Source organism: Parabacteroides bouchesdurhonensis, assembly GCF_900186615.1.
Taxonomy (GTDB): Bacteria; Bacteroidota; Bacteroidia; order Bacteroidales; family Tannerellaceae; genus Parabacteroides; species Parabacteroides bouchesdurhonensis.
Window position 1 is genome coordinate 258,892 of record NZ_LT896588.1, and the last position, 21,835, is coordinate 280,726.

At 40.9% G+C, this 21,835-nt stretch carries 19 protein-coding genes, 1 rRNA gene and 3 other annotated features; of the genes, 10 read left to right on the plus strand and 10 right to left on the minus strand.

Annotated features, from left to right (window positions below; translation table 11 throughout):
• The first annotated feature begins 57 nt into the window (after positions 1-57).
• The gene (locus C1721_RS01165) at positions 58-903 is read left to right on the plus strand and encodes a PepSY-like domain-containing protein (protein ID WP_102406400.1); all 846 of its coding nucleotides are present in this window, start codon (positions 58-60) and stop codon (positions 901-903) included.
• A 143-nt stretch (positions 904-1,046) separates the two neighbouring features.
• Here C1721_RS01165 and galB read toward each other — a convergent pair whose 3' ends face one another.
• On the minus strand, positions 1,047-3,554 hold the full coding sequence (gene galB, locus C1721_RS01170; protein WP_420872712.1) for a beta-galactosidase GalB: 2,508 nt from the start codon (positions 3,552-3,554) through the stop codon (positions 1,047-1,049).
• Positions 3,555-3,636: 82 nt separating this feature from the next.
• Between galB and C1721_RS01175 the strand changes: the two genes are divergently transcribed.
• Positions 3,637-4,953: an anaerobic C4-dicarboxylate transporter family protein gene (locus tag C1721_RS01175; RefSeq protein ID WP_102406404.1), complete on the plus strand. Its 1,317-nt coding sequence runs from the start codon at positions 3,637-3,639 to the stop codon at positions 4,951-4,953.
• Between the two features lie 391 nt (positions 4,954-5,344).
• Here C1721_RS01175 and C1721_RS01180 read toward each other — a convergent pair whose 3' ends face one another.
• Positions 5,345-5,701, minus strand: coding sequence for a thioredoxin family protein (locus tag C1721_RS01180; RefSeq protein WP_102406406.1), 357 nt, complete (start codon positions 5,699-5,701; stop codon positions 5,345-5,347).
• Between the two features lie 114 nt (positions 5,702-5,815).
• Between C1721_RS01180 and ilvA the strand changes: the two genes are divergently transcribed.
• Entirely contained in the window at positions 5,816-7,015 is a 1,200-nt protein-coding gene (gene ilvA / locus C1721_RS01185) for a threonine ammonia-lyase (RefSeq protein WP_102406408.1), read from the plus strand.
• A 15-nt stretch (positions 7,016-7,030) separates the two neighbouring features.
• On the opposite strand, the gene C1721_RS01190 is transcribed toward ilvA, so the two are convergent.
• Entirely contained in the window at positions 7,031-7,690 is a 660-nt protein-coding gene (locus C1721_RS01190) for a DUF5715 family protein (protein ID WP_420872713.1), read from the minus strand.
• Positions 7,691-7,788: 98 nt separating this feature from the next.
• On the opposite strand from C1721_RS01190, the gene C1721_RS01195 reads away from it, so the two are divergent.
• From C1721_RS01195 to C1721_RS01210, 4 genes are read left to right on the plus strand one after another with little or no spacing between them, the layout of a single operon-like run.
• Positions 7,789-8,802 carry a PhoH family protein gene (locus C1721_RS01195; RefSeq protein WP_102406410.1) on the plus strand — a complete coding sequence of 338 codons (1,014 nt, stop codon included), beginning with the start codon at positions 7,789-7,791 and terminating at the stop codon, positions 8,800-8,802.
• 7 nt (positions 8,803-8,809) lie between these two features.
• Positions 8,810-9,760, plus strand: a complete 951-nt coding sequence (locus tag C1721_RS01200) for a phosphoribosylaminoimidazolesuccinocarboxamide synthase (RefSeq protein ID WP_102406412.1) — start codon at positions 8,810-8,812, stop codon at positions 9,758-9,760.
• A 5-nt stretch (positions 9,761-9,765) separates the two neighbouring features.
• The gene (gene ubiE / locus C1721_RS01205; RefSeq protein WP_102406414.1) at positions 9,766-10,509 is read left to right on the plus strand and encodes a bifunctional demethylmenaquinone methyltransferase/2-methoxy-6-polyprenyl-1,4-benzoquinol methylase UbiE; all 744 of its coding nucleotides are present in this window, start codon (positions 9,766-9,768) and stop codon (positions 10,507-10,509) included.
• 19 nt (positions 10,510-10,528) lie between these two features.
• Positions 10,529-11,272 carry a shikimate dehydrogenase family protein gene (locus tag C1721_RS01210; RefSeq protein WP_102406415.1) on the plus strand — a complete coding sequence of 248 codons (744 nt, stop codon included), beginning with the start codon at positions 10,529-10,531 and terminating at the stop codon, positions 11,270-11,272.
• Between the two features lie 7 nt (positions 11,273-11,279).
• Here C1721_RS01210 and C1721_RS01215 read toward each other — a convergent pair whose 3' ends face one another.
• The 5 genes from C1721_RS01215 to mutY are packed head-to-tail and all read right to left on the minus strand — an operon-like array spanning position 11,280 to position 15,473.
• Positions 11,280-11,909: a 4'-phosphopantetheinyl transferase family protein gene (locus C1721_RS01215; protein WP_102406417.1), complete on the minus strand. Its 630-nt coding sequence runs from the start codon at positions 11,907-11,909 to the stop codon at positions 11,280-11,282.
• Positions 11,909-12,487 (minus strand): gliding motility lipoprotein GldD, encoded by a 579-nt coding sequence (gene gldD / locus C1721_RS01220; protein WP_102406419.1) that lies wholly within the window; start codon positions 12,485-12,487, stop codon positions 11,909-11,911. The genes C1721_RS01215 and gldD overlap by 1 nt, the downstream gene beginning before the upstream one ends.
• A gap of 5 nt (positions 12,488-12,492) precedes the next feature.
• On the minus strand, positions 12,493-13,827 hold the full coding sequence (gldE, locus tag C1721_RS01225) for a gliding motility-associated protein GldE (RefSeq protein ID WP_102406421.1): 1,335 nt from the start codon (positions 13,825-13,827) through the stop codon (positions 12,493-12,495).
• Between the two features lie 25 nt (positions 13,828-13,852).
• Entirely contained in the window at positions 13,853-14,344 is a 492-nt protein-coding gene (ssb, locus tag C1721_RS01230) for a single-stranded DNA-binding protein (protein WP_102406423.1), read from the minus strand.
• A 49-nt stretch (positions 14,345-14,393) separates the two neighbouring features.
• Positions 14,394-15,473: an A/G-specific adenine glycosylase gene (mutY, locus tag C1721_RS01235; protein WP_102406425.1), complete on the minus strand. Its 1,080-nt coding sequence runs from the start codon at positions 15,471-15,473 to the stop codon at positions 14,394-14,396.
• A gap of 190 nt (positions 15,474-15,663) precedes the next feature.
• Between mutY and C1721_RS01240 the strand changes: the two genes are divergently transcribed.
• The 3 genes from C1721_RS01240 to dnaK all read left to right on the plus strand — a co-directional run bounded on the left by C1721_RS01240 (position 15,664) and on the right by dnaK (position 19,962).
• On the plus strand, positions 15,664-15,936 hold the full coding sequence (locus C1721_RS01240; protein WP_099463311.1) for an HU family DNA-binding protein: 273 nt from the start codon (positions 15,664-15,666) through the stop codon (positions 15,934-15,936).
• 221 nt (positions 15,937-16,157) lie between these two features.
• A complete protein-coding gene (locus C1721_RS01245; protein ID WP_102406427.1) occupies positions 16,158-17,729 on the plus strand; it encodes an Rne/Rng family ribonuclease in 1,572 nt (523 codons plus the stop codon).
• Positions 17,730-18,039: 310 nt separating this feature from the next.
• Positions 18,040-19,962 carry a molecular chaperone DnaK gene (dnaK, locus tag C1721_RS01250; RefSeq protein WP_102409180.1) on the plus strand — a complete coding sequence of 641 codons (1,923 nt, stop codon included), beginning with the start codon at positions 18,040-18,042 and terminating at the stop codon, positions 19,960-19,962.
• Between the two features lie 63 nt (positions 19,963-20,025).
• Here the strand turns inward: dnaK and C1721_RS01255 are convergent, their stop codons facing one another.
• Positions 20,026-20,841 (minus strand): alpha/beta hydrolase, encoded by an 816-nt coding sequence (locus C1721_RS01255; RefSeq protein WP_102406429.1) that lies wholly within the window; start codon positions 20,839-20,841, stop codon positions 20,026-20,028.
• 84 nt (positions 20,842-20,925) lie between these two features.
• A 5S ribosomal RNA gene (gene rrf / locus C1721_RS01260) occupies positions 20,926-21,036 on the minus strand.
• A 99-nt stretch (positions 21,037-21,135) separates the two neighbouring features.
• Positions 21,136-21,383, minus strand: a sequence feature (23S ribosomal RNA rRNA prediction is too short).
• Positions 21,384-21,402: 19 nt separating this feature from the next.
• Positions 21,403-21,562, minus strand: a sequence feature (23S ribosomal RNA rRNA prediction is too short).
• Between the two features lie 19 nt (positions 21,563-21,581).
• Positions 21,582-21,750, minus strand: a sequence feature (23S ribosomal RNA rRNA prediction is too short).
• Positions 21,751-21,835 lie beyond the last annotated feature (85 nt).

Sequence of the window (21,835 nt, forward strand, 5' to 3'; positions counted from 1 at the left end):
AGCATTGACGGAGCATAAACACTCCGCTTTTCATTAATCGCTAAAACAATCAAGTATATGAACACAAAATTTACCCTTTTATCTATCTGTACCGGTTTAATCTTGTTTCTTGCCGGTTGTAGCAAAGACAACGACGACAATCACGAAGGCATTATACCGGTTGAAGAAGTAGCCAAAGCATTTAGCCAAAAATATCCGAATGCAAAGAAGATTTCCTTCAATATAGAAGGTAATTACTACGTTGCCGACTTCATGAACGGCACGGCCTCCACATCGGCCTGGTTCACCGACCAGGGCAAGTGGATGATGGAAAAAATAGACATTTCGTATAATCAACTCCCTTCTCCCGTTATTACAGCCCTTAAAGCAAGTACTTATGCAGACTGGAAAGTAGACGAAACGGACCTTATCAACCGCGCCGGCATGGGCATTGTCTATAAAATCGAAGTAGAAAAAGGAGATACGGAAACCGATCTGTATTATTCCCAATACGGCAATCTGATCAAAACCGTAGATGATGCCTCTGACTACAGTGATGCACCTATTGTAATACCGGACGCCGTAACCCAATTAATGAATCTTACATTCGCAGGCGCAGAACTTCTGGATATCCAGCCCAATTCCGAAGGTTACGAATTGAACATACTGGACAACCGAATTTACAAAATAGCCCAGTTGAACAAAGATTACAGATGGCAAAATACAATGTGGCAAATCACTCCACATGAAGTTCCATCCATTATCGCGGAAGCATTCGAGAAATCCGCTTATGCCAACGATAAAGTAAAAGCGATCTTTACATTAATCAATGCCGACGGATCATTCCAACTCTTTGAAGTTATCCACGGAGGACAAGACACCTTTGTTGCTTTCGATGTATTCGGCAACATTGTTAAGTCCTGAACTGCAAAGAAATACAACCGCCTGAAAAAAGCTGCGCAGTTTCCAACCCAAACCTTTGCGGTTCGCCGTTATAAGCTGCGCAGCTTTTTTAATTCAGACGTCTATTATATTTAGTTACATAAAGATGCGTCAATTGTAGCAATCTATTTGCTAATCAATTCGATCTTCGCCCCTTTCACTCCCGAAGCAGAAGCCTCGAAGAAGATGATACCCGGCTGTTCGGTTGTCTGCACAATCGCTGTCAACTGCCCGCTGAACAGTTTCATCTGAGGAGCCTGGAACGACTCGAGGCTCGCGCTGTTGCCATTAGCAGCCGCACGATACGATCCGGCACCACGCACTTCAAATTTAATCTGACGGGTGTCGTCCGGGCAAAGATTCCCTTCTTTATCTACCACTCTGACAGTGATAAATGAGAGGTCTTTACCATCGGCCGCCAGTTGTTTACGGTCGGCAATCAATTCAATATGATGAGGTTTTCCGGCCGTATGCACTTCTTCTTCGGCAACGGCATTCCCCTCTTTATCGTAAGCAACCACTTTCAATGTACCCGGTTCATATTTCGTATCCATCCACATTAACCGGTAACGTTTCTGACGTTCAAAGCCGGCCTTGGCCGCATCGGTATAACTGCTGTCTATACCTACGGATAAATCTTTGGTACGCTTGCCCTGGCTTTTCCCGTTAATAAAGAGTTCGGCAGACGGATAATTGGTGTAAACGAATACAGGAGTAACTTCACCTTCACGTCCCGGCCAGGTCCAGTGAGGCAGGATATGCAATGTACGTTCCGCCTTATTCCAATGGCTGCGATATAAATAATAACGGTCTTTAGGTATACCGGCCAAATCAACAATGCCAAACAGGGAGCTATGGCTTGGCCAATTGGTATAGTAAGGAGTAGGTTCACCCAGATAATCGAAGCCTGTCCATACGAACTCACCTATACAATACGGCAAATCTTCATGCTGAATAAAATCGTCTTCCGGTAAGTTAGACCAACTGCAATGCTCTACATCGTAAGAAGAACTCTGATGATCGTCGTACACAGCCATTGCCTTACGTTCCACAGGGAATTTATAAACGCCGCGAGAGCTTACCGTAGAGGCCGTCTCGCTACCCAACAGGATACCTTGCGGTAGCTTCTTGTAGTTCACCTTATAAAGCTGCGGGCGGTAGTTGAATCCTGCCACATCCATCACAGCGGCAAAGTTATTGTTTACCACCGCATCTGGAGCATCCATTCCTTGCGTAACCGGACGCGTAGGATCTTCACGATGGCAAATATCCTGCAAACGTTTGGCTATCTTGCAATCACCTTCGTTCCACTGGTTAGGCACTTCATTACCGATACACCACATAACAACACTCGGATTGTTACGGTAATGCCGGATCAGGTTCACCAAATCTTTCTCTACCCATTCATCAAAGAAGAGGTTATAACCGTTCTTGCATTTGGCAACATTCCACTCGTCAAAACTTTCGGCCATCAGCATCATCCCCATTTCATCGCAAGCTCTCACCAATTCGGGAGCCGGCATATTGTGGGAGGTACGGATTGCATTGCATCCCATATCTTTTAATATACGTATCTGCCTGCGGACGGCAGCATCATTCACAGCCGCGCCCAGCGGCCCTAAATCGTGATGGTTGCAAACACCTTTGAATACAACTTTCTCTCCATTCAGAAAGAAACCTTTCTCCTGTATGATTTCGATAGAACGCACGCCAAAAGGGGTAGAATAAATATCTTTTAGTGCAGAACCTTCATACAAACGGGTTTCGGCCGTGTACAACGCCGGCATGTCAAACGACCATAATGTAGGTGTTTGAACAATGAACTCCTGGTTAGCTGTGCCATTATTATATGGCAACTGTGCCAACGAAGTGGTCACCTCCGTCAGTTTCTGCTTGTTCGGATTCCAGATGCTCGTCACCAGGTTATAGTTGGAAGGATCAGCCCCTTCGGGCAGTTCCACTTGCGTCTGTACGTTTATTTTGGCAAACTTCTTATTTACTTCCGGTGTAGTTACATACGTGCCCCATACAGGTATATAGGCATCTTCCGTAACAATCACATGTACGTTTCTATACAATCCGGCCCCCGGATACCAGCGGGAAGATTCCGGCAAGTTCTCTAAACGAACGGCCAAGGTATTCTTTTCACCCGGCTTGAGGTACTTGGTAATATCAAAATGAAACGAGTTATACCCGTAAGGCCAGTAACCTGCTTTCTCTCCATTGATATAGACATTGGCATGGCTCATAGCACCGTCAAAAAGGATAAAAGCACGTTTGCCGGAAGCAAACTGAGGCACTTCAAACTGAGTACGGTACCAGCCCACTCCCACAAAAGGAAGTCCGCCGGTACGTCCGGCATGCTCCATGGCTTCTTCCTGCCCGTCTTGCGCAATAGCTACTTCTTGCTTATCGTTCTGAGAGCTAAACGGACCGTAAATCGCCCAGTCGTGAGGGACGGTGACGGATTGCCATTTGGAATCGTTGAAAGAGGGAGTTATAAAATCCGGATTATCTTCACGCGTAAACTTCCAGTTCTTTTCTAACAGGAATTCATTACGAACCTGGGCCGTCAGAGTTGTTATCATACCGCATAATCCTAATATGCCTAAACAGATCTTTTTCATTCTCATTTTTGTGTTTAAGTAGTTCATAGCGCAACAAAAATAACTAAATTTGCATCCAATACAAACTAAATCTATCATTTATAAAGATATGCTGATACAATTAATCTTCGTATTAATAGCAATTATAATAGGAGCCAGACTCGGCGGTATCGGACTTGGCGTGCTGGGAGGAGTAGGGCTTGCTATCCTTACTTTCGCTTTTGGCTTGGAACCAACCTCGCCACCGATAGATGTGATGTTGATGATTGTAGCCGTTATTGCAGCAGCCAGCTGTATGCAGGCTGCCGGAGGACTTGACCTGATGGTGATGTGGGCAGAGAAACTGCTTCGTAAGAATCCGCAACAGATAACGATACTTAGCCCCATTGTTACTTATCTGTTCACTTTTATCGCAGGAACAGGACACGTAGCTTATTCCGTACTTCCGGTAATTGCCGAAGTGGCGACAGATACCAAGATCAGGCCCGAACGTCCGCTGGGCATTGCCGTCATCGCATCCCAACAAGCCATTACGGCAAGTCCTATTTCCGCGGCAACGGTTGCGTTGCTCAGCTTGTTGACAGCGAAAGGTTTCGACGTCTCTTTATTTAACATCTTAATGATTTCTATACCATGTACATTGGCAGGCGTACTGGCAGGCGCATTTTATTCCCTCCGGGTAGGGAAAGAATTAGATGACGATCCTGAATATCAAAGACGCCTGGCTGCCGGAGAGTTCAACAACAAGCACTATGAATTAAAAGACGTCCATAACAAACGTTCCGCACTCATATCGGTTATCCTGTTTATTCTGGCAACTGCCGGTATTATTTTATTCGGTTCTATTGAAAGTTTACGCCCGGTTTTCACCACAAATGGAATAGCACAACCGCTATCTATGTCATATATTATTGAAATATTGATGCTTACAGCCGCCGCTTTAATTCTGATAATCACAAAAACAGATGGTATCAAAGCAGCGCAAGGGTCGGTATTCTCGGCCGGCATGCAGGCAGTAGTTGCCATATTCGGTATTGCCTGGATGGGCGACACTTTTATTGCCGGCAACATGGTAGAATTAAAAACGTCCATAGAAAGTACGGTAACGTCAATGCCCTGGTTATTCGGTCTTGCCCTTTTTCTGATGTCTATATTATTATTCAGCCAGGCGGCTACAGTACGCGCGTTGCTTCCGCTAGGTATCACTCTGGGTATTTCTCCCTATATGCTGATTGCTCTTTTCCCGGCAGTAAACGGATATTTCTTCATACCGAACTATCCTACAGTTGTTGCCGCCATCAACTTCGACCGGACAGGAACAACACACATCGGGAAATACGTATTAAATCATTCTTTTATGATTCCGGGACTGATTGCAACCGGAGTATCGGTGGGATTAGGATTGTTATTAATACAATTATTCTAAATACCCTTCAAACCTTTCAACCTTTCATTATACCGATATTCAACTACAGTTCAGGCTTATATATTAAAACAGCAGACAATCGAAGATGTTAAAAATATCAAACCGTTTTAACAGAGTAGAGGTCTGATTTTAAAAGAGCTGACTTTTGAACTTAAAAGTCCCGTCTTAACACTTCAAAGGTCTGCTCTTTTGAAATGTTAAGACAGGACTTCTTTATGCAAAAGATATATCCTTTTTTCTGCAAAAAAAGGACCTTTCAAAAGCATCCATAAATGATCTTCGATTCATTGCGGGCTAACTCCGCCTGCCTCTTATGACAACAATCTATTTTTAGTTCATCGGGATCATTTTTAGAAATCATCGGGATGTTTTTAGAAAATGATCGGGATGTCTATAATAATTTATCTTCTATCAATTTCTTCAATTCCGGTTTACCCATAACTCCCAAAAGCTGTTCTTTCGGTTTGTCTACAGGACATAGCAAAAGGGTCGGTATTGTCCGGATATTGAAAGCCGTTTCTAATTCTTCCTCCTGGTCTACGTCTACTTTATAGATATATATTTTACCGTCAAACTCTTTAGCCATCTCATCCAACAGTGGGTTCAAACGTTTGCAATATCCGCACCACGGAGCGTGAAAGTCTACCAAACAAGGTTTGTCTCCAATATATTTCCAGTCTTTGGGATCTGCCTCAAAGTTGCCTACTTTAGCAATAAAGTCATCTTTCGTCAAGTTCGTTATTTCCATAATATTCTCCTTTTATTTTGTTGCATAACAAAGATAATACGAAATATGTTATAGTATGACAGAATTAATACATATAAGTTTTATATTTTTGCACCCGGTTTTAACAATAAGGACATGCTCACACTCGATAAAATTTACCAGGCTTCATTTGTATTGAAAACTGTAATAAGACGTACTGATTTAATCAAGGCGCCCAATATCAATCCGGAATGCAACATTTACCTAAAGCCGGAAAACTTACAAATAACCGGTTCTTTCAAAGTTAGAGGAGCTTGTTTCAAGATATCCCAATTAACCGAAGAAGAAAAAGCCAAAGGCGTAGTGGCCTGTTCTGCCGGGAATCATGCGCAAGGCGTTGCACTGGCAGCCAGTTCACAAGGCATCCGTTCGTTAATCTGCTTACCGGACAATGCCCCCATTTCCAAAATAGAAGCAACCAAAAAATATGGTGCAGACGTCTGCCTGGTAAAAGGCGTTTACGACGATGCCTATAAAAAAGCATTGGAGTTGAGAGATGAAGAAGGATATACATTCATTCATCCGTTTGACGACGATGATGTAATTGCCGGACAGGGAACTATTGGTTTGGAGTTATTGGAGCAACTTCCGGAACTCGATGCCGTAATCGTACCTATCGGTGGAGGCGGCTTAATATCCGGCGTTGCTTACGCACTCAAGAAGCTAGCGCCACAGGTTAAAGTATATGGAGTACAGGCAAGCGGAGCACCCAGCATGGTTGATTCTATAAAGCATGGTAAAATCCAACGGCTGGAAAGCGTCCGTACTATAGCCGACGGAATTGCCGTAAAAGAACCGGGACTGCATACTTTTGACCATTGCCAGAAGTACGTAGACGAAATCGTATCTGTTACGGACGATGAAATTTCTACGGCAATCCTTGCTCTCATCGAGCAACAAAAACTAATTGCGGAAGGAGCCGGTGCAGTTGCCGTGGCTGCTGCCATGTTCAACAAAGTGCCAATCAAAGGAAAAAATGTAATTTGCCTGGTTTCGGGAGGTAACATAGATGTAACCATTCTGTCCAGAGTAATAGGACGAGGCTTGCAGAAATCAGGACGTTCATGCAGTATGACCATTGAGCTGGTTGATAAACCCGGACAATTGCAGCATGTCTCTCAGATTATCGCAGATTTAGGGGCAAACGTTGTTTCCGTATATCACGAACGGGTAAGTCATACTACCGACATTAACGGCTGCTATCTCCGTTTAGAAATGGAGACGCGAGACCAGCGTCAGATTAACGAAATCAGACAGGCATTAGCCATTGCCGGATACAAAATCATACCGGGATAAACGGTTCGGGAAAGTTCAGTCTGTTTCTCTTACCGTGATGTGAAAACAGCCTTGTTTACGCTCGTGTTTGATATAACAACGTTTTTCCCGGTGTAAATCACGGAGCACGGAGGCTAAAACCATCTTTAACCGGTCATTGTCTATGTTCAGCGTATCTTTTTCATCCACTTTCGTATAACGTACCCAAGAAACATCAAACGTAGTTCCGTACTGATGGGCAGAATTAACGGAAGAATTGACATTACGTTTCTTTAATTTTTTCACATCGTCCACTGTACGCGTAACACTCGTTACTTTAATCTTATAAATCGAAGCATTCAAGTTAGAAAGAGAATCTTGAAAGTTCTTACCGATATCTTTAAGCAACGAGGCGGCTTGCGGAATCAGATACGGAATGGAATGTTTCAATTCTTCCACTTCATAATATTTATTAGACTTGATTTCTTCCATCTTTTTTGAGGCCTTTTCAGCTTCCTCGCGTGAAGAAACAGGTTGAACACCCAGCTTTTGTGCCTCTGCCAAATGCAAATCATTCAAATCTTTAAAATCACGATTATAGCTTCCGTTGTACCAAATCTTTTTCAATTCCCCACGTTTTTCCTTACAGGAAGAAAATGATGTCGCTACAGAAAGAACTATTAGCAACAACACAGCATTGAGTATATGTTTCATCATGTTTCCTTATTTGCGTGACAAAAGTAAAGAAAAAATGAAAATTACTTTCGCCCAAAACAATTAATAACTAATTTTGTGTTCCTAAAAAAGGTTACTGAATGATTGAACGAATTTATATTCTTGAAAGCGTAGATCCGGTTATTTTCTACGGAGTTAACAACGCAAACATGCAGCTTATTAAAACGCTGTTTCCTAAATTACGCATTGTTGCCCGTGGAAATGTGATGAAAGTAATAGGCGATGAAGACGAATCCGAACTTTTTCTCAAGAAAATTCGTGAAGTAGAAAAATACTGTGAAGAATTTAATTCACTCAACGAAGAGGTTATTCTGGATATTATCAAGGGAAAAGCTCCAACCGTTGTAAAGCAAGAAAACCTGATTATACACGGCATGAACGGTAAAGCTATCGTTGCCCGTACCGATAACCAGCAAAAACTGGTAAAGGCATTTGAAGAAAACGATCTCGTTTTCGCCACAGGGCCGGCAGGTTCGGGCAAGACATTTGTAGCCATTGCATTAGCCGTAAAAGCTTTAAAAAATAAACAAGTACGTAAGATCATATTAAGTCGCCCCGCCGTCGAGGCCGGAGAAAAATTAGGATTTCTTCCGGGCGAAATGAAAGACAAACTCGACCCGTATTTGCAGCCTTTATATGATGCGCTACAAGACATGATACCCGGAGCTAAACTCAAAGAATACATGGAAAACAACGTCATACAAATAGCTCCACTCGCTTTTATGCGCGGACGTACCTTGAACGACGCTGTCATTATTCTGGATGAAGCCCAAAATACGACAACTCATCAAATCAAAATGTTCCTCACACGTCTGGGCATGAATGCCAAGATGATTGTAACGGGTGACATCACCCAGATAGATTTACCTTCTACAGCAACCTCAGGGCTTGTTCAGGCGATGCAGATTCTGAATAAAGTAAATGGTATCGGCAAAATAGAGTTCAACAAGAAAGACATTGTCCGCCATAAACTGGTACAGCGTATCGTTGAAGCCTATGACAAATTTGACGACAAGAAGAAAAAAGAGGCGAGAGAAAACAGGGAACAAAAAGAAAGGAAAGAAGAAAGAACAATAGACAATAAACTTAAATAACACAGTTATGAAGAAGGCTTTAGTCAGAACAGATTTCAATTTTCAAGGACAAAAGAGCGTATATCATGGTAAAGTACGCGACGTGTATAACATTAACGACGAAGTTCTGGTAATGGTTGCGACAGACCGTATTTCAGCATTCGACGTTGTTTTACCGGAAGGCATTCCTTACAAAGGACAAATGCTGAACCAGATTGCCGCCAAGTTCCTCGACGCAACAGCCGACATCTGTCCGAACTGGAAACTTGCTACACCGGACCCAATGGTAACAGTTGGTGTACAATGCAAAGGTTTTCCTGTTGAGATGATTGTACGTGGTTATCTTTGCGGTAGTGCATGGCGTGCTTACAAAAGCGGTGTTCGTGAAATCTGTGGTGTGAAAATACCGGACGGAATGCGTGAGAACCAACGTTTCCCCGAACCAATTATTACCCCTACAACTAAAGCTGAAATAGGCGAGCATGACGCCGACATTTCCAAAGAGGAAATATTAGCTCAAGGTTTGGCTACTCCGGAAGAATATGAGGTATTGGAAAAATATACAATGGCGTTATTTAAACGTGGCACTGAAATTGCCGCACAACGCGGTTTGATACTTGTAGATACTAAATATGAATTCGGCAAGCACAATGGAACTATTTATCTGATGGATGAAATCCACACTCCGGATTCTTCACGCTACTTCTACTCTGAAGGTTATGAAGAACGCTTTGAGAAGGGAGAAGCCCAAAAACAACTTTCTAAAGAATTCGTTCGCGAATGGTTAATGGATAACGGATTCCAAGGCAAGGCCGGACAGAAAGTTCCGGAAATGACACCTGCTATTGTAGAAGGTATCAGCGACCGCTATATAGAACTTTACGAACATATCACAGGTGAAAAGTTTGTGAAAGGCGATACAGACAATTTAGCGAACCGCATAGAAAAGAACGTAACCGAATATTTGAAGAATAAATAAGAAATATGGCAAAGTACGGTTCAGAGCAGATTCTTCCTTATAACAATGAAGAACATAAAGGCATGCAAGTCAGGCGCATGTTCGATAACATCGCCGGAAAATACGACCTATTGAACCATACGCTTTCGTTTGGAATAGATAAATGGTGGCGCAGGAAAGGCATTGCTTTTCTGCGCCCTTTTTCTCCGCAAACTATACTTGACATTGCTACCGGCACGGGCGATCTGGCTATTTCCATGTACCGGAGTCTGAATGCTGAACGTATAATCGGAGCTGATATATCGGAAGGAATGATGGAAGTAGGACGCCGTAAAGTATCCGATGCCGGTTATTCGGAGCATATTTCATTCGAGCAGCAAGACTGTATGGCGCTTAGTTATCCGGATAATTCGTTCGACGCGGTAACTGCTGCCTTCGGAGTGCGCAATTTCGAAAATATAGAGAAAGGTATTGCGGAAATGTACCGCGTACTAAAACCAAGCGGACATATTATGATTCTGGAATTGTCTACTCCCGGACATTTCCTTATGAAGCAGCTCTATAATATCTATTCAAAGACTGTGATTCCTAATATCGGCAGATTATTTTCCAAAGAAAAAGCAGCATATAGTTATCTGCCGGAATCAATAAAAGTCGTTCCTCAAGGTAAGGTTATGGCAGAATTACTCAGCCGTCAAGGTTTTTCCGAAACGCGTGTTAGAACCTTCACATTTGGAATTTGTTCATTATACACTGGGATAAAAGAATAAACAAACATTTGAACAGACTATGCAAAAATATGGATTATTAGGATTCCCTTTGGGACACTCATTTTCTAAAACATACTTCAATCAGAAATTTGAGGCGGAAAAGATCGATGCCAAATACATCAATTTTGAAATCCCGAGCATCAAGGATTTAAAAAATGTATTGAAAGAAAATCCGGAACTGAACGGGTTAAATGTTACCATTCCATACAAGGAGCAGATTATTCCTTATCTGGATGACTTGGACGAGGACGCACGCCTGATCGGTGCTGTAAACGTCGTTAAATTTACAAAAGGCCTTTTTGGCAAAATCAAACTGAAAGGATACAATTCGGATATCATTGGATTCAAGCAGTCTATCGAGCCTCTACTTAACGAAAGTCACCGTAAAGCGTTGATATTAGGTACGGGAGGCGCTTCTAAAGCCGTATTTCAGGGATTAAAGCAACTAGGCGTTGGGGCTACTTTGGTTTCACGTACACCAAAAGAATTCTGTATCACCTACGATGAGATTACTCCGAAAACAATGGAACAATATACGGTCATTGTTAATACTACTCCACTCGGGATGTTTCCCAATATAAACACTTGTCCGAATATTCCTTACGACATGCTTACGCCCGATCATTTATTATATGATTTACTTTATAACCCGGACGAAACTCTTTTCATGAAGAAAGGTAAAGAAAAAGGTGCTGTAGTTAAGAATGGATTAGAAATGCTTTTATTACAAGCATTTGCCGGATGGGAAATTTGGCAGAAGTGATATTCATTCATTGCGCGGGCAAACTCCAGGTTAAAATAAAATCGGGAGTAACAAGATAACCCAATTGAAATGAAGTTCTTTCCTGAGTCCGAGTTTCCTGAACAGTAAAAACACCGGATTCGGAATACGGGAAAGGCTTTACATGTAAATGCTGACAGAAATCCACATTATCCTGCCCTATCATCTTAAACAAGGTTTCTTTAGCACACCAATATATTAAGAGATGATTCGTTTCGTGTGCAGTATCGATATTTATCTCTTCCTCAGGATTCATAAAACGACTTCGTATCTTTCTAACACGATCCGACTTATATTCTATATCAATCCCTGCCGCCGGCGATTCCTGTAACAAAACCACTGCATAATTATTCGTATGGGAGATACTGATATGTAAAGGAATATCCGGCAAGAAGGGCGCTCCATCAGGATAATATTCTACGCGAACCTCCTGCCCTAACAATTCTTTTAATAATACACGGCTGGCCAGCCATTCTTTCCGACGGTGTTCTGTTTTTATAGTATGCAGAAAAGGCTGATAATCTATGACATTATCAAGCATTGACAATAGTTCATCAGAGCTTTCGCTCATCAGCCATATTCCACGTAAAGGATTACTATATTTCTGTAACAACGGCATTACTTCTTCCAGCTAAATGATTGGATAAGCTCTATAATATCTTCCCTAAGATATTGGGTAACCGGAGCTAATGAATCGGCATTCGGTTTACAATCATAATACAAAGCTCCCCGGAAAAAGTTGGATACACTATCTGTCAACATAAACTGTATAGGTGAAGCAGAACCTTCATCCAGTAAAAAGAGAGAGCCATATACATGTTCTTCCGGATTACTGTATGCCTTCTCCTGAATAAAGTCAGGATTTTTGGTCTGCCGGGAAACCAATTCTCGTGATTCGTTTTCTATTTGATGTAACGAAAGCGGAGTAACAGGGAAATAACTACAATATATTTTTGCTCCCAACGACGGATAAGAAAGATTAATCCAACCGGCTGTTTTATTATCCACCGGAGGAAGTTCTACTGTTGATAACTGAGATACATTAAATGTATAAGGCAAATTGTCCAAAGGTAATTTTTGATAATGAGCAGATGCCGGTTCTATACGAAAATAGCCACGAGGTTTAGGTGTATATTCTGTGCAAGAACAACACCAGAATATCAAAACAACAATACATATAGGAACCTGTTTTTTCATAAATACTACTTATCGGCAGTTTCCTCCTCCTTTGAAACACGATTGAATTTCACTTTCAATATACGACGATTATCCACTTCCAATATCTGGAAACGGTAATTATTATATTCTATTATCTCACGCCTGTGTGGAAAATCACCTTTTATCTCAAGAAGAAGACCGGCTAGAGTTTCTACTTCTTCGGTCAGCTTTCCAAATTCATTTGGATCGGCATCTATAACGCGGAAGAAATCTGTCAGCAATATTTTAGCCTCGAAAATCAAACTTCCGTCGGCAAGCCTAATAAATTGCTGTTCGTCTTCGTCATATTCATCGGATATTTCACCTACAATTTCTTCCAGAATATCTTCCATCGTTACAATACCGGAAGTTCCTCCGAATTCGTCTACCACAATCGCCATGTGTATTTTATTTGTACGGAACTCTTCCAATAAATCATCTATCTTTTTCGTTTCAGGTACAAAATAGGCAGAACGAATCAAACTTTGCCAACGAAAAGTATCCGGTTTTTCCAAATAAGGGAGCAGGTCTTTTATATATAAAATACCTTTAATATTGTCTTCTGTTCCTGCATAAACAGGGATACGGGAGTAACCCGATCTTACAATAAAATCTACAACCTCACGGAAATTAATTTTAATATCTACATCCTCCATATCCAAACGAGGTGTCATAATTTCGTTGGCCGTTTTATTATAAAACTTGATAATTTCAGCAAGCATTTCCTTTTCTTCCGGAATTTCGGTAGAAGTTAATTCCAATGCTTTTGAAAGTTCATCTACAGACAAATCGTATTTCTTTTTCGCGAGGGCTTTATTGATTACGGAAGTGGATGTGACTAATATTTTCGAAACCGGACGGCAAAAACGTTCCAAACCACTTAATATCGGGGCGGCAAAACGAACAAAATGCAAAGAATTCTTCTGAGCATAAATTTTAGGCATAATTTCGCCGAAAAGTAAAAGCAGGAAAGTTAAAACAATTGTCTCAAGAACAAAACCCAATAAAGGAGCAGCCGAAAAGTTTATCCATGAATTGATGCCGTATGTACAAAGCATTACGACCGCTACATTCACAAAATTATTAGCTATCAAAATAGCAGCAAGAAGATATTCCGAACGTGTAAGAAGGCGTTGGATAATTGAATCAGAAGCAAATTTCTCTTCCCTGATATCATTTATATCTCCCGGAGAAAGAGAAAAAAATGCAACTTCTGATGCAGACACAAAGCCAGAAGCAAACAGCAACAGGATAGCAAGACTAAATGCTATTACAGGGCCTGCTGTCAGCGCCTGCATTGTTACATGGCTAAATAAGCCCGAATAATAATCTGAGTCCAAGGAAAACCGTATTAGTTAAACAATATCAGAACGGGAGATCATCTGCGTCACTGGTTTCAGTAAAAGCATCAGACGAAGGTGTCGCCGGCTGCTGATAAGTCGTTGCAGCTGAAGATTGAGTTGATTGTCCGGCTACTGGTGTGCCTGCATTTGCATTCTGCTGAGTTCCGTCTGCCGGACGAGTACCTGTACTATAGAATTCTATACGATCCGCATGTATCTCGGTTACATAACGTTTCACACCGGTTTGATCGTCATAAGTACGAGTACGAATCTTTCCTTCCAAGTAAAGACCTGAGCCTTTTTTTACCCATTTCTCTACAAAAGGAACCAAATCCCGTCGAACAACAATATTATGCCATTCTGTACGCTCCGGTACAACAGTTCCATTTGCCAACGTATATCCTCTTTCAGAGGTAGCCAATGGAAAATTAGCAACAGCAGCTCCGCTGTCAAAATAACGCACGTCGGGATCTTTACCCACATTGCCAATTAATATAACTTTATTCAACGACATAATTTCAAATTCTTAATTATCATACAAAGAAACATAAATTCAATCATTCTTACAAGTTTCGACCTAATTTCTCTAAATAAATATGTATCAAACGAGGAACAGCATACTTTTCAATCTCTTCACATGATAGAATTGAAAAATTTCTCAAAGCATCCGTTTCACGTTCTATCTCTATTTTATAGAAAGTTGCATAAATAATCTGATGAGACAACACATGTTTTACATCTTCCATCCCGATAGAAATATCCAGTTTGCCGGCGTCATTAAACAAACGACGAAAGCCTTTGGTTTGCTGCAACTCCGTAAAATCCATTGCACGTTCTGTTTCAATCAAAGGAAATTCATATAATCCGGTCCATATATCTTTTTCTTCACGACGATGCAACCATGTTTTTCCCTTACATGTAACATATAGATAATAAAAAAAGCGGTTACGCGTCTTTGTCTTTCCTTGTTTTACCGGAAGTAATTCGATTTTATTTGTGGCATTTGCTACACATTTATGTATAAGAGGACATTTCAAACAGTCAGGATTTTGAGGAACACATTGTAACGCACCAAACTCCATTATAGCTTGGTTATGTAAGCCGGCTTGCGATTTATCCATTATCAAACCGGCCAAATGGGAAAATTGCTTTTTTCCATCTGTTGTGTCTATTGGAACATTCATACCGTATAACCGAGAAAGCACACGAAAAACATTTCCATCCACTACCGGAAAAGGTTTGTTCCAAGAAAAAGATGCGATAGCTGCTGCTGTATATTCCCCGATTCCCTTCAAAGACAAAATATCTTGATAGGCATCAGGGAACGTTCCCCCAAAACGATTCATTATATCTTGAGCAGCCATTCTCAAATTTCGGGCACGACTATAATAACCTAATCCCTGCCAATATTTTAGTACTTCGTCCTCACTTGCAGCAGCCAGAGAAGCAACATCCGGAAAACGTCCGATGAAACGGTTAAAATAGTCCAATCCTTGTATTACGCGAGTCTGTTGAAGGATAACCTCTGATATCCAGATAGCATAAGGATTATTCGTATTCCTCCAAGGCAGATTCCTTTTATTTTCATTATACCATTCAATTAAAATATGACTTAGCTCCAAATCGCTCTCACTCTGCAACATAACAATGCATTTTAGGCTTCAACAACAAACATAACTATTTGATTAATGCAAACATACACAGATATAACGGATTCTAAGGAATCTTTTTTATTAAAAATTGAGCGTCATTTCTTTTTACACTTAAATAAAAAGCTATATATTTGCATTCCAAAAAATTAATAGGTCCAAATCAATTAATTAATTTATAGACATGACTAAAGCAGATATTGTTAGCGAGATTTCAAAAAGTACCGGCATTGACAAATCCACGGTATTGGCAAGCGTTGAATCTTTTATGGACATTGTAAAAGATTCTTTAGCACAAGGTGAAAACGTTTACCTGAGAGGATTCGGAAGTTTCGTGATTAAAAAAAGAGCTCAAAAGACAGCCCGTAATATTTCAAAGAATACTACGATCATTATTCCGGAGCACAACATCCCGTCATTCAAACCGGCTAAAACTTTCTTGAACGAAGTTAAGTAATTAGTAATTATACGTTTAATTTAAATTTAAAAAACGATGCCTAGCGGAAAAAAAAGAAAAAGACATAAAATGTCTACGCACAAGCGCAAAAAGAGACTAAAGAAGAATAGACATAAAAAGAAATAAGTCTATTTATAAAACTCTAAAGAACAAACTTAATAAGAGACCTTTTAAGTTTGTTCTTTGCGTATTTTAAGGTCTGATAAAAACCCCTCTTTATAGTGATTAGTGAATTAGTAGTTGATGTACAGCCCAAAGAGGTATCTATCGCCGTACTGGAAGACAAGAACCTTGTAGAACTCCAAAAGGAGGCTCGCAACGTGTCTTTTGCCGTCGGAGATATTTATCTTGGTAAAGTAAAAAAACTGATGCCGGGGCTCAACGCTGCATTCATTGATGTAGGTTATAAAAAGGATGCATTTCTTCATTATTTGGATTTAGGCCCAAATTTCAATACTCAACAAAAGTTCCTCAAACAGGCGTTAAGCGATCCGAAAAAAGTTCCTCCTATCTCTAAATTGCAAATTTTGCCGGAAATAGATAAGGACGGAAGCATAAGCGACGTTCTGAAAGTAGGACAAGAAGTATTAGTTCAAATAGCAAAAGAACCTATTTCGACAAAAGGTCCACGATTAACTTCCGAGCTTTCCTTTGCCGGAAGATATATCGTATTAATTCCATTTGCCGATAAAGTTTCAGTCTCCACTAAAATTAAATCAAGTGAGGAAAGAGCACGTCTACGCCAGTTGATTCAAAGCATTAAGCCGAAAAATTTCAGTGTTATTGTTCGGACATCTTCTGAAGGCAAACGCGTAGCCGAACTCGATCACGAGCTAAAGACATTAGTAAAACGGTGGGAAGATAATATAACGAAAGTATCTAAAGTAAAGGTGCCAGCCATTATTTACGAAGAAACAGCACGTGCTGTTGCACTCTTAAGAGATATATTCAATCCTTCCTTCCAGAATATCCATGTAAACGACTCGGAGGTATATCACAACATACGAGATTATGTTAGCCTGATAGCACCGGGAAGAGAAAGCATTGTACAGTTGTATACCGGAGAACTTCCTATCTTCGATAATTTTGCAATAACCAAACAGATTAAATCGTTGTTTGGACGTACAGTAACTTATAAAAGTGGAGCCTACCTTATTATCGAACATACCGAAGCCATGCATGTAGTAGATGTCAATAGCGGTAACCGCTCTAAAGGCAGCGATGCCCAGGAAAAGACGGCTATTGACGTAAATATTGCAGCAGCCGACGAAATTGCCCGCCAGCTTCGTTTGCGTGATATGGGCGGTATTATCGTAGTAGACTTTATCGACATGGCAGAAGCTGCCAACCGACAAAAGCTATTTGAACATATGTCAAAAGCAATGGCAACCGACCGAGCCAAACATAATATATTACCATTGAGTAAGTTTGGCTTAATGCAAATTACACGTCAAAGAGTACGTCCGGCGATGGACGTAGATACGTCGGAAACTTGCCCTGCTTGTTTTGGAACAGGTATTGCAAAACCATCCATCCTGTTTACTGACAGTTTGGAAGGTAAAATTGACTGTTTAGTAAATAAACATCATTTGAAGAAATTCACCCTACACGTACATCCTTACGTTGCAGCGTATGTGAATAAGGGACTTTACCCTTTAAGCTGGAAATGGAAATTTAAATATACCAGAGGCTTAAAGGTAATCCCGAATCAAAGTCTGGCTTTTCTTGAATACAGATTCTATGATGAAGACAAGAACGAGCTGGATATGAAAGAAGAAAAAGAGATTAAATAAATCTTACTGACAAAAGTTCCGAGCGAAATGAATCGCCCGGAACTTTTTTTATTCTCCCCGCATTCCAATAAAAATCCATTCGGAAGAAATCTAAATTTCATTCGAGAGAAAATATAATTTCTCCCGAATGTACAAAATATCCGCAATAAAAGCATCCAGGGCCCACTCCTGCCAATCTGTCATACAATCTAAAAAGGAAGAGTTTCTATCGTGGTCAAACAACTTTGGCACGAGGTTTGTTGATTAATCAATGAATCGCTCGGAAGGCGATGAAAAACGCAGAATAATAATAATTAAAATATTTACAATCATGGGAAAGATTATTGGAATCGATTTAGGAACAACCAACTCTTGCGTTGCTGTATTGGAAGGTAACGAACCGGTTGTTATTGCAAACAGCGAAGGTAAAAGAACAACTCCTTCAATTGTTGCATTTGTAGAAGGCGGAGAACGTAAGGTAGGTGATCCTGCTAAACGTCAGGCTATTACCAACCCTGAAAAGACTATATTTTCTATCAAACGTTTCATGGGTGAAACTTATGACCAAGTACAGAAAGAGATCTCACGTGTCCCTTACAAAGTAGTACGTGGTGATAATAACACTCCTCGCGTTGATATTGAAGGTCGTTTATATACTCCGCAAGAAATATCTGCTATGATTCTTCAAAAAATGAAGAAAACAGCAGAAGACTATTTGGGACAGGAAGTAACAGAAGCTGTTATTACCGTTCCTGCTTACTTTAGCGATGCTCAACGTCAAGCAACAAAAGAAGCCGGCGAAATTGCAGGTTTGAACGTTCGTCGTATTGTTAACGAACCAACTGCCGCATCTTTGGCTTATGGCCTTGACAAGACAAATAAAGATATGAAAATTGCCGTATTCGACTTGGGTGGTGGTACATTCGATATCTCTATCCTGGAATTAGGAGACGGTGTATTTGAAGTAAAATCTACTAATGGTGATACTCATCTAGGTGGTGACGACTTCGACCATGTAATTATAGATTGGTTAGCAGAAGAATTTGAACGTGAAGAAGGTGTTGATTTACGTAAAGACCCGATGGCCTTACAGCGCTTAAAAGAGGCTGCAGAGAAAGCAAAAATCGAATTGTCAAGTACAACAAGTACCGAAATCAACCTGCCGTATATTATGCCGGTAAACGGTATACCAAAGCACTTGGTTAAGACTCTGACTCGTGCTAAATTTGAGCAATTGGCTGACGGATTGATCCAAGCTTGTATAAACCCTTGTCGTCAGGCTTTATCTGACGCAGGTTTAAGTACTTCAGACATTGATGAAGTAATCTTAGTAGGTGGATCTACACGTATCCCGGCTGTACAGGCTGTTGTTGAAAAATTCTTCGGTAAAGCTCCTTCAAAAGGTGTTAACCCGGATGAAGTGGTAGCTGTTGGTGCTGCAATTCAAGGTGGTGTATTAACTGGTGAAGTAAAAGATGTATTGTTGCTGGATGTTACTCCTCTATCTCTTGGTATCGAAACAATGGGTGGTGTAATGACCAAATTGATTGAAGCCAATACAACTATTCCTACAAAGAAATCTGAAACATTTACAACAGCTGTAGATAATCAGCCTTCTGTAGAAATTCATGTATTGCAGGGTGAACGTTCTTTGGCTAAAGATAATAAATCAATCGGACGTTTCCACTTGGATGGAATACCTGCCGCCCAACGTGGTGTACCTCAAATTGAAGTTACATTCGACATTGATGCAAACGGTATCTTGAACGTTTCAGCTAAAGATAAAGGTACAGGTAAAACACAAAGTATCCGCATCGAAGCTTCCAGCGGTTTAAGTGATGATGAAGTAAAACGTATGAAGGAAGAAGCTGCTGCTAATGCCGAAGCTGATAAGAAGGAAAAAGAACGTATCGATAAGCTGAACCAGGCAGATAGCTTGATCTTCCAGACAGAAAAACAACTGAAAGATCTAGGAGATAAACTTCCTGCCGACAAAAAAGCACCTATCGAAGCTGCTTTAAATAAGCTTAAAGAAGCTCACAAAGCTCAGGATATTGCAGGCATTGATACAGCGATGGCTGAATTGAACAGTGTATTTCAAGCTGCAAGCCAGGAAATGTATAACGCTCAGGGAGGTGCTCAACAACCGGGTGCAGACTTCGGAGGACAGCAAGCTGGCGGCAATGCAGGCAATGATAATGGTGGCAATAAAGATGGCAACGTTACAGATGTTGATTTTGAGGAAGTGAAATAAACATTAACTCCACATAAGATAAGTAAAAGGATGTGTCTAATTAGATAGGCACATCCTTTTTATTTAATTATCTACAGCTGAATACCTGCCTTTTATGTAATTCTTTAAAATATGAAATGCAGGTGAAGCCATTGAACCGTGATCATAACCTCCGAGTTCATAGATATAAGTTTCTTTATGTCCTACAACTTTCATCATGCGCCAGAAATAGGCATTTTCCTCATAACGACCAAGCATTTCCATGTTACGATCGCCTGAGACAATAATTAAAGGAGGTGCGTCAGGACGTACATAATATAAAGGAGCAAATTCATCTATACTTGGTTGAGTATCTTTCATCCCTTTAGATTGTCGATATGCAAAATGACTAATTGCATGTCCGCTAAAAGGTAATAAAGCAGCTATCGAATCAGCATTAATACCATAAACTTGCAACCATTTCTTATCTAACCCGATCATATTTGTGAGATAGCCTCCTGCAGAATGTCCGGATACAAATATTTTTCTACGATTTCCACCATATTTCTCAATTTCCCGGAAAGTCCAGGCTACAGCAGCGGCTGCATCATTTATACAATCCGAAAGAGTTGCTTTTGACAATAAACGATAATTCACGGCAACAACAGCTAAACCACAATTCTTCAATTCCTCAGGAATAAATTTATTACCACTGGATAGTCCACCTCCATGAAACCAAACAACTGTTGAATAATCCTTTTGATTTTGGGGATAATAAACATCCAGTTTGCAACGTTCCATTGCATAAGTATCTTCCGATTCAGTATAAGAAATATTTTCAATAATCTGATAATCCAAATTCTGTGCCGTAAGAATACTACAAACAAATAAACAGAATAGAAATAAACTAGTTTTCTTCATGATATTAAATAACAAATTGATATAGATTATAAAGATAGAGTTTTTAAACCAAAAAAGGAACCAACCTTTCGATTGATTCCTTAAAAACGGCGGCTACCTACTCTTCCACTTTTACGCAGTACCATCGGCGTGACGAGGCTTAACTTCTCTGTTCGGTATGGGAAGAGGTGGATCCCTCGTGCTATAACCACCTTAATATCTTTTATTTCTTAAACACTCTGGACTATCAATAAAGTCTTTTCAGTAAAACTCCTTTCCTACAAAACTATCATCCCACTTTCCCTTCTGAAAGTCTCGGGCGATTAGTACTACTCGGCTCACACATTACTGCACTTACACCTGTAGCCTATCTACGTCGTAGTCTACAACGACCCTTCAGGGATATCTCATCTTGAGGCTGGCTTCGTACTTAGATGCTTTCAGCACTTATCCAATCCAGACTTAGATACCCGGCAGTGCACCTGGCGGTACAACCGGTAAACCAGTGGTCTGTCCAACACGGTCCTCTCGTACTAGTGTCAGAACCCCTCAAATATCCTGCGCCCACGATAGATAGAGACCGAACTGTCTCACGACGTTCTGAACCCAGCTCGCGTGCCACTTTAATGGGCGAACAGCCCAACCCTTGGGACCTTCTCCAGCCCCAGGATGTGACGAGCCGACATCGAGGTGCCAAACCATTCCGTCGATATGAGCTCTTGGGAATGATCAGCCTGTTATCCCCGGAGTACCTTTTATCCTTTGAGCGATGGCCCTTCCATACGGAACCACCGGATCACTATGCTCTAGTTTCCTACCTGATCGACTTGTCGGTCTCTCAGTCAAGCACCCTTATGCCATTACACTCTACGACCGGTTACCAATCGGTCTGAGGGTACCTTTAGAAGCCTCCGTTACACTTTTGGAGGCGACCACCCCAGTCAAACTACCCACCATACAGTGTCCCCACTCCTGCGGGTTAGAACTCAAACAATAGAAGGGCCGTATTTCAACG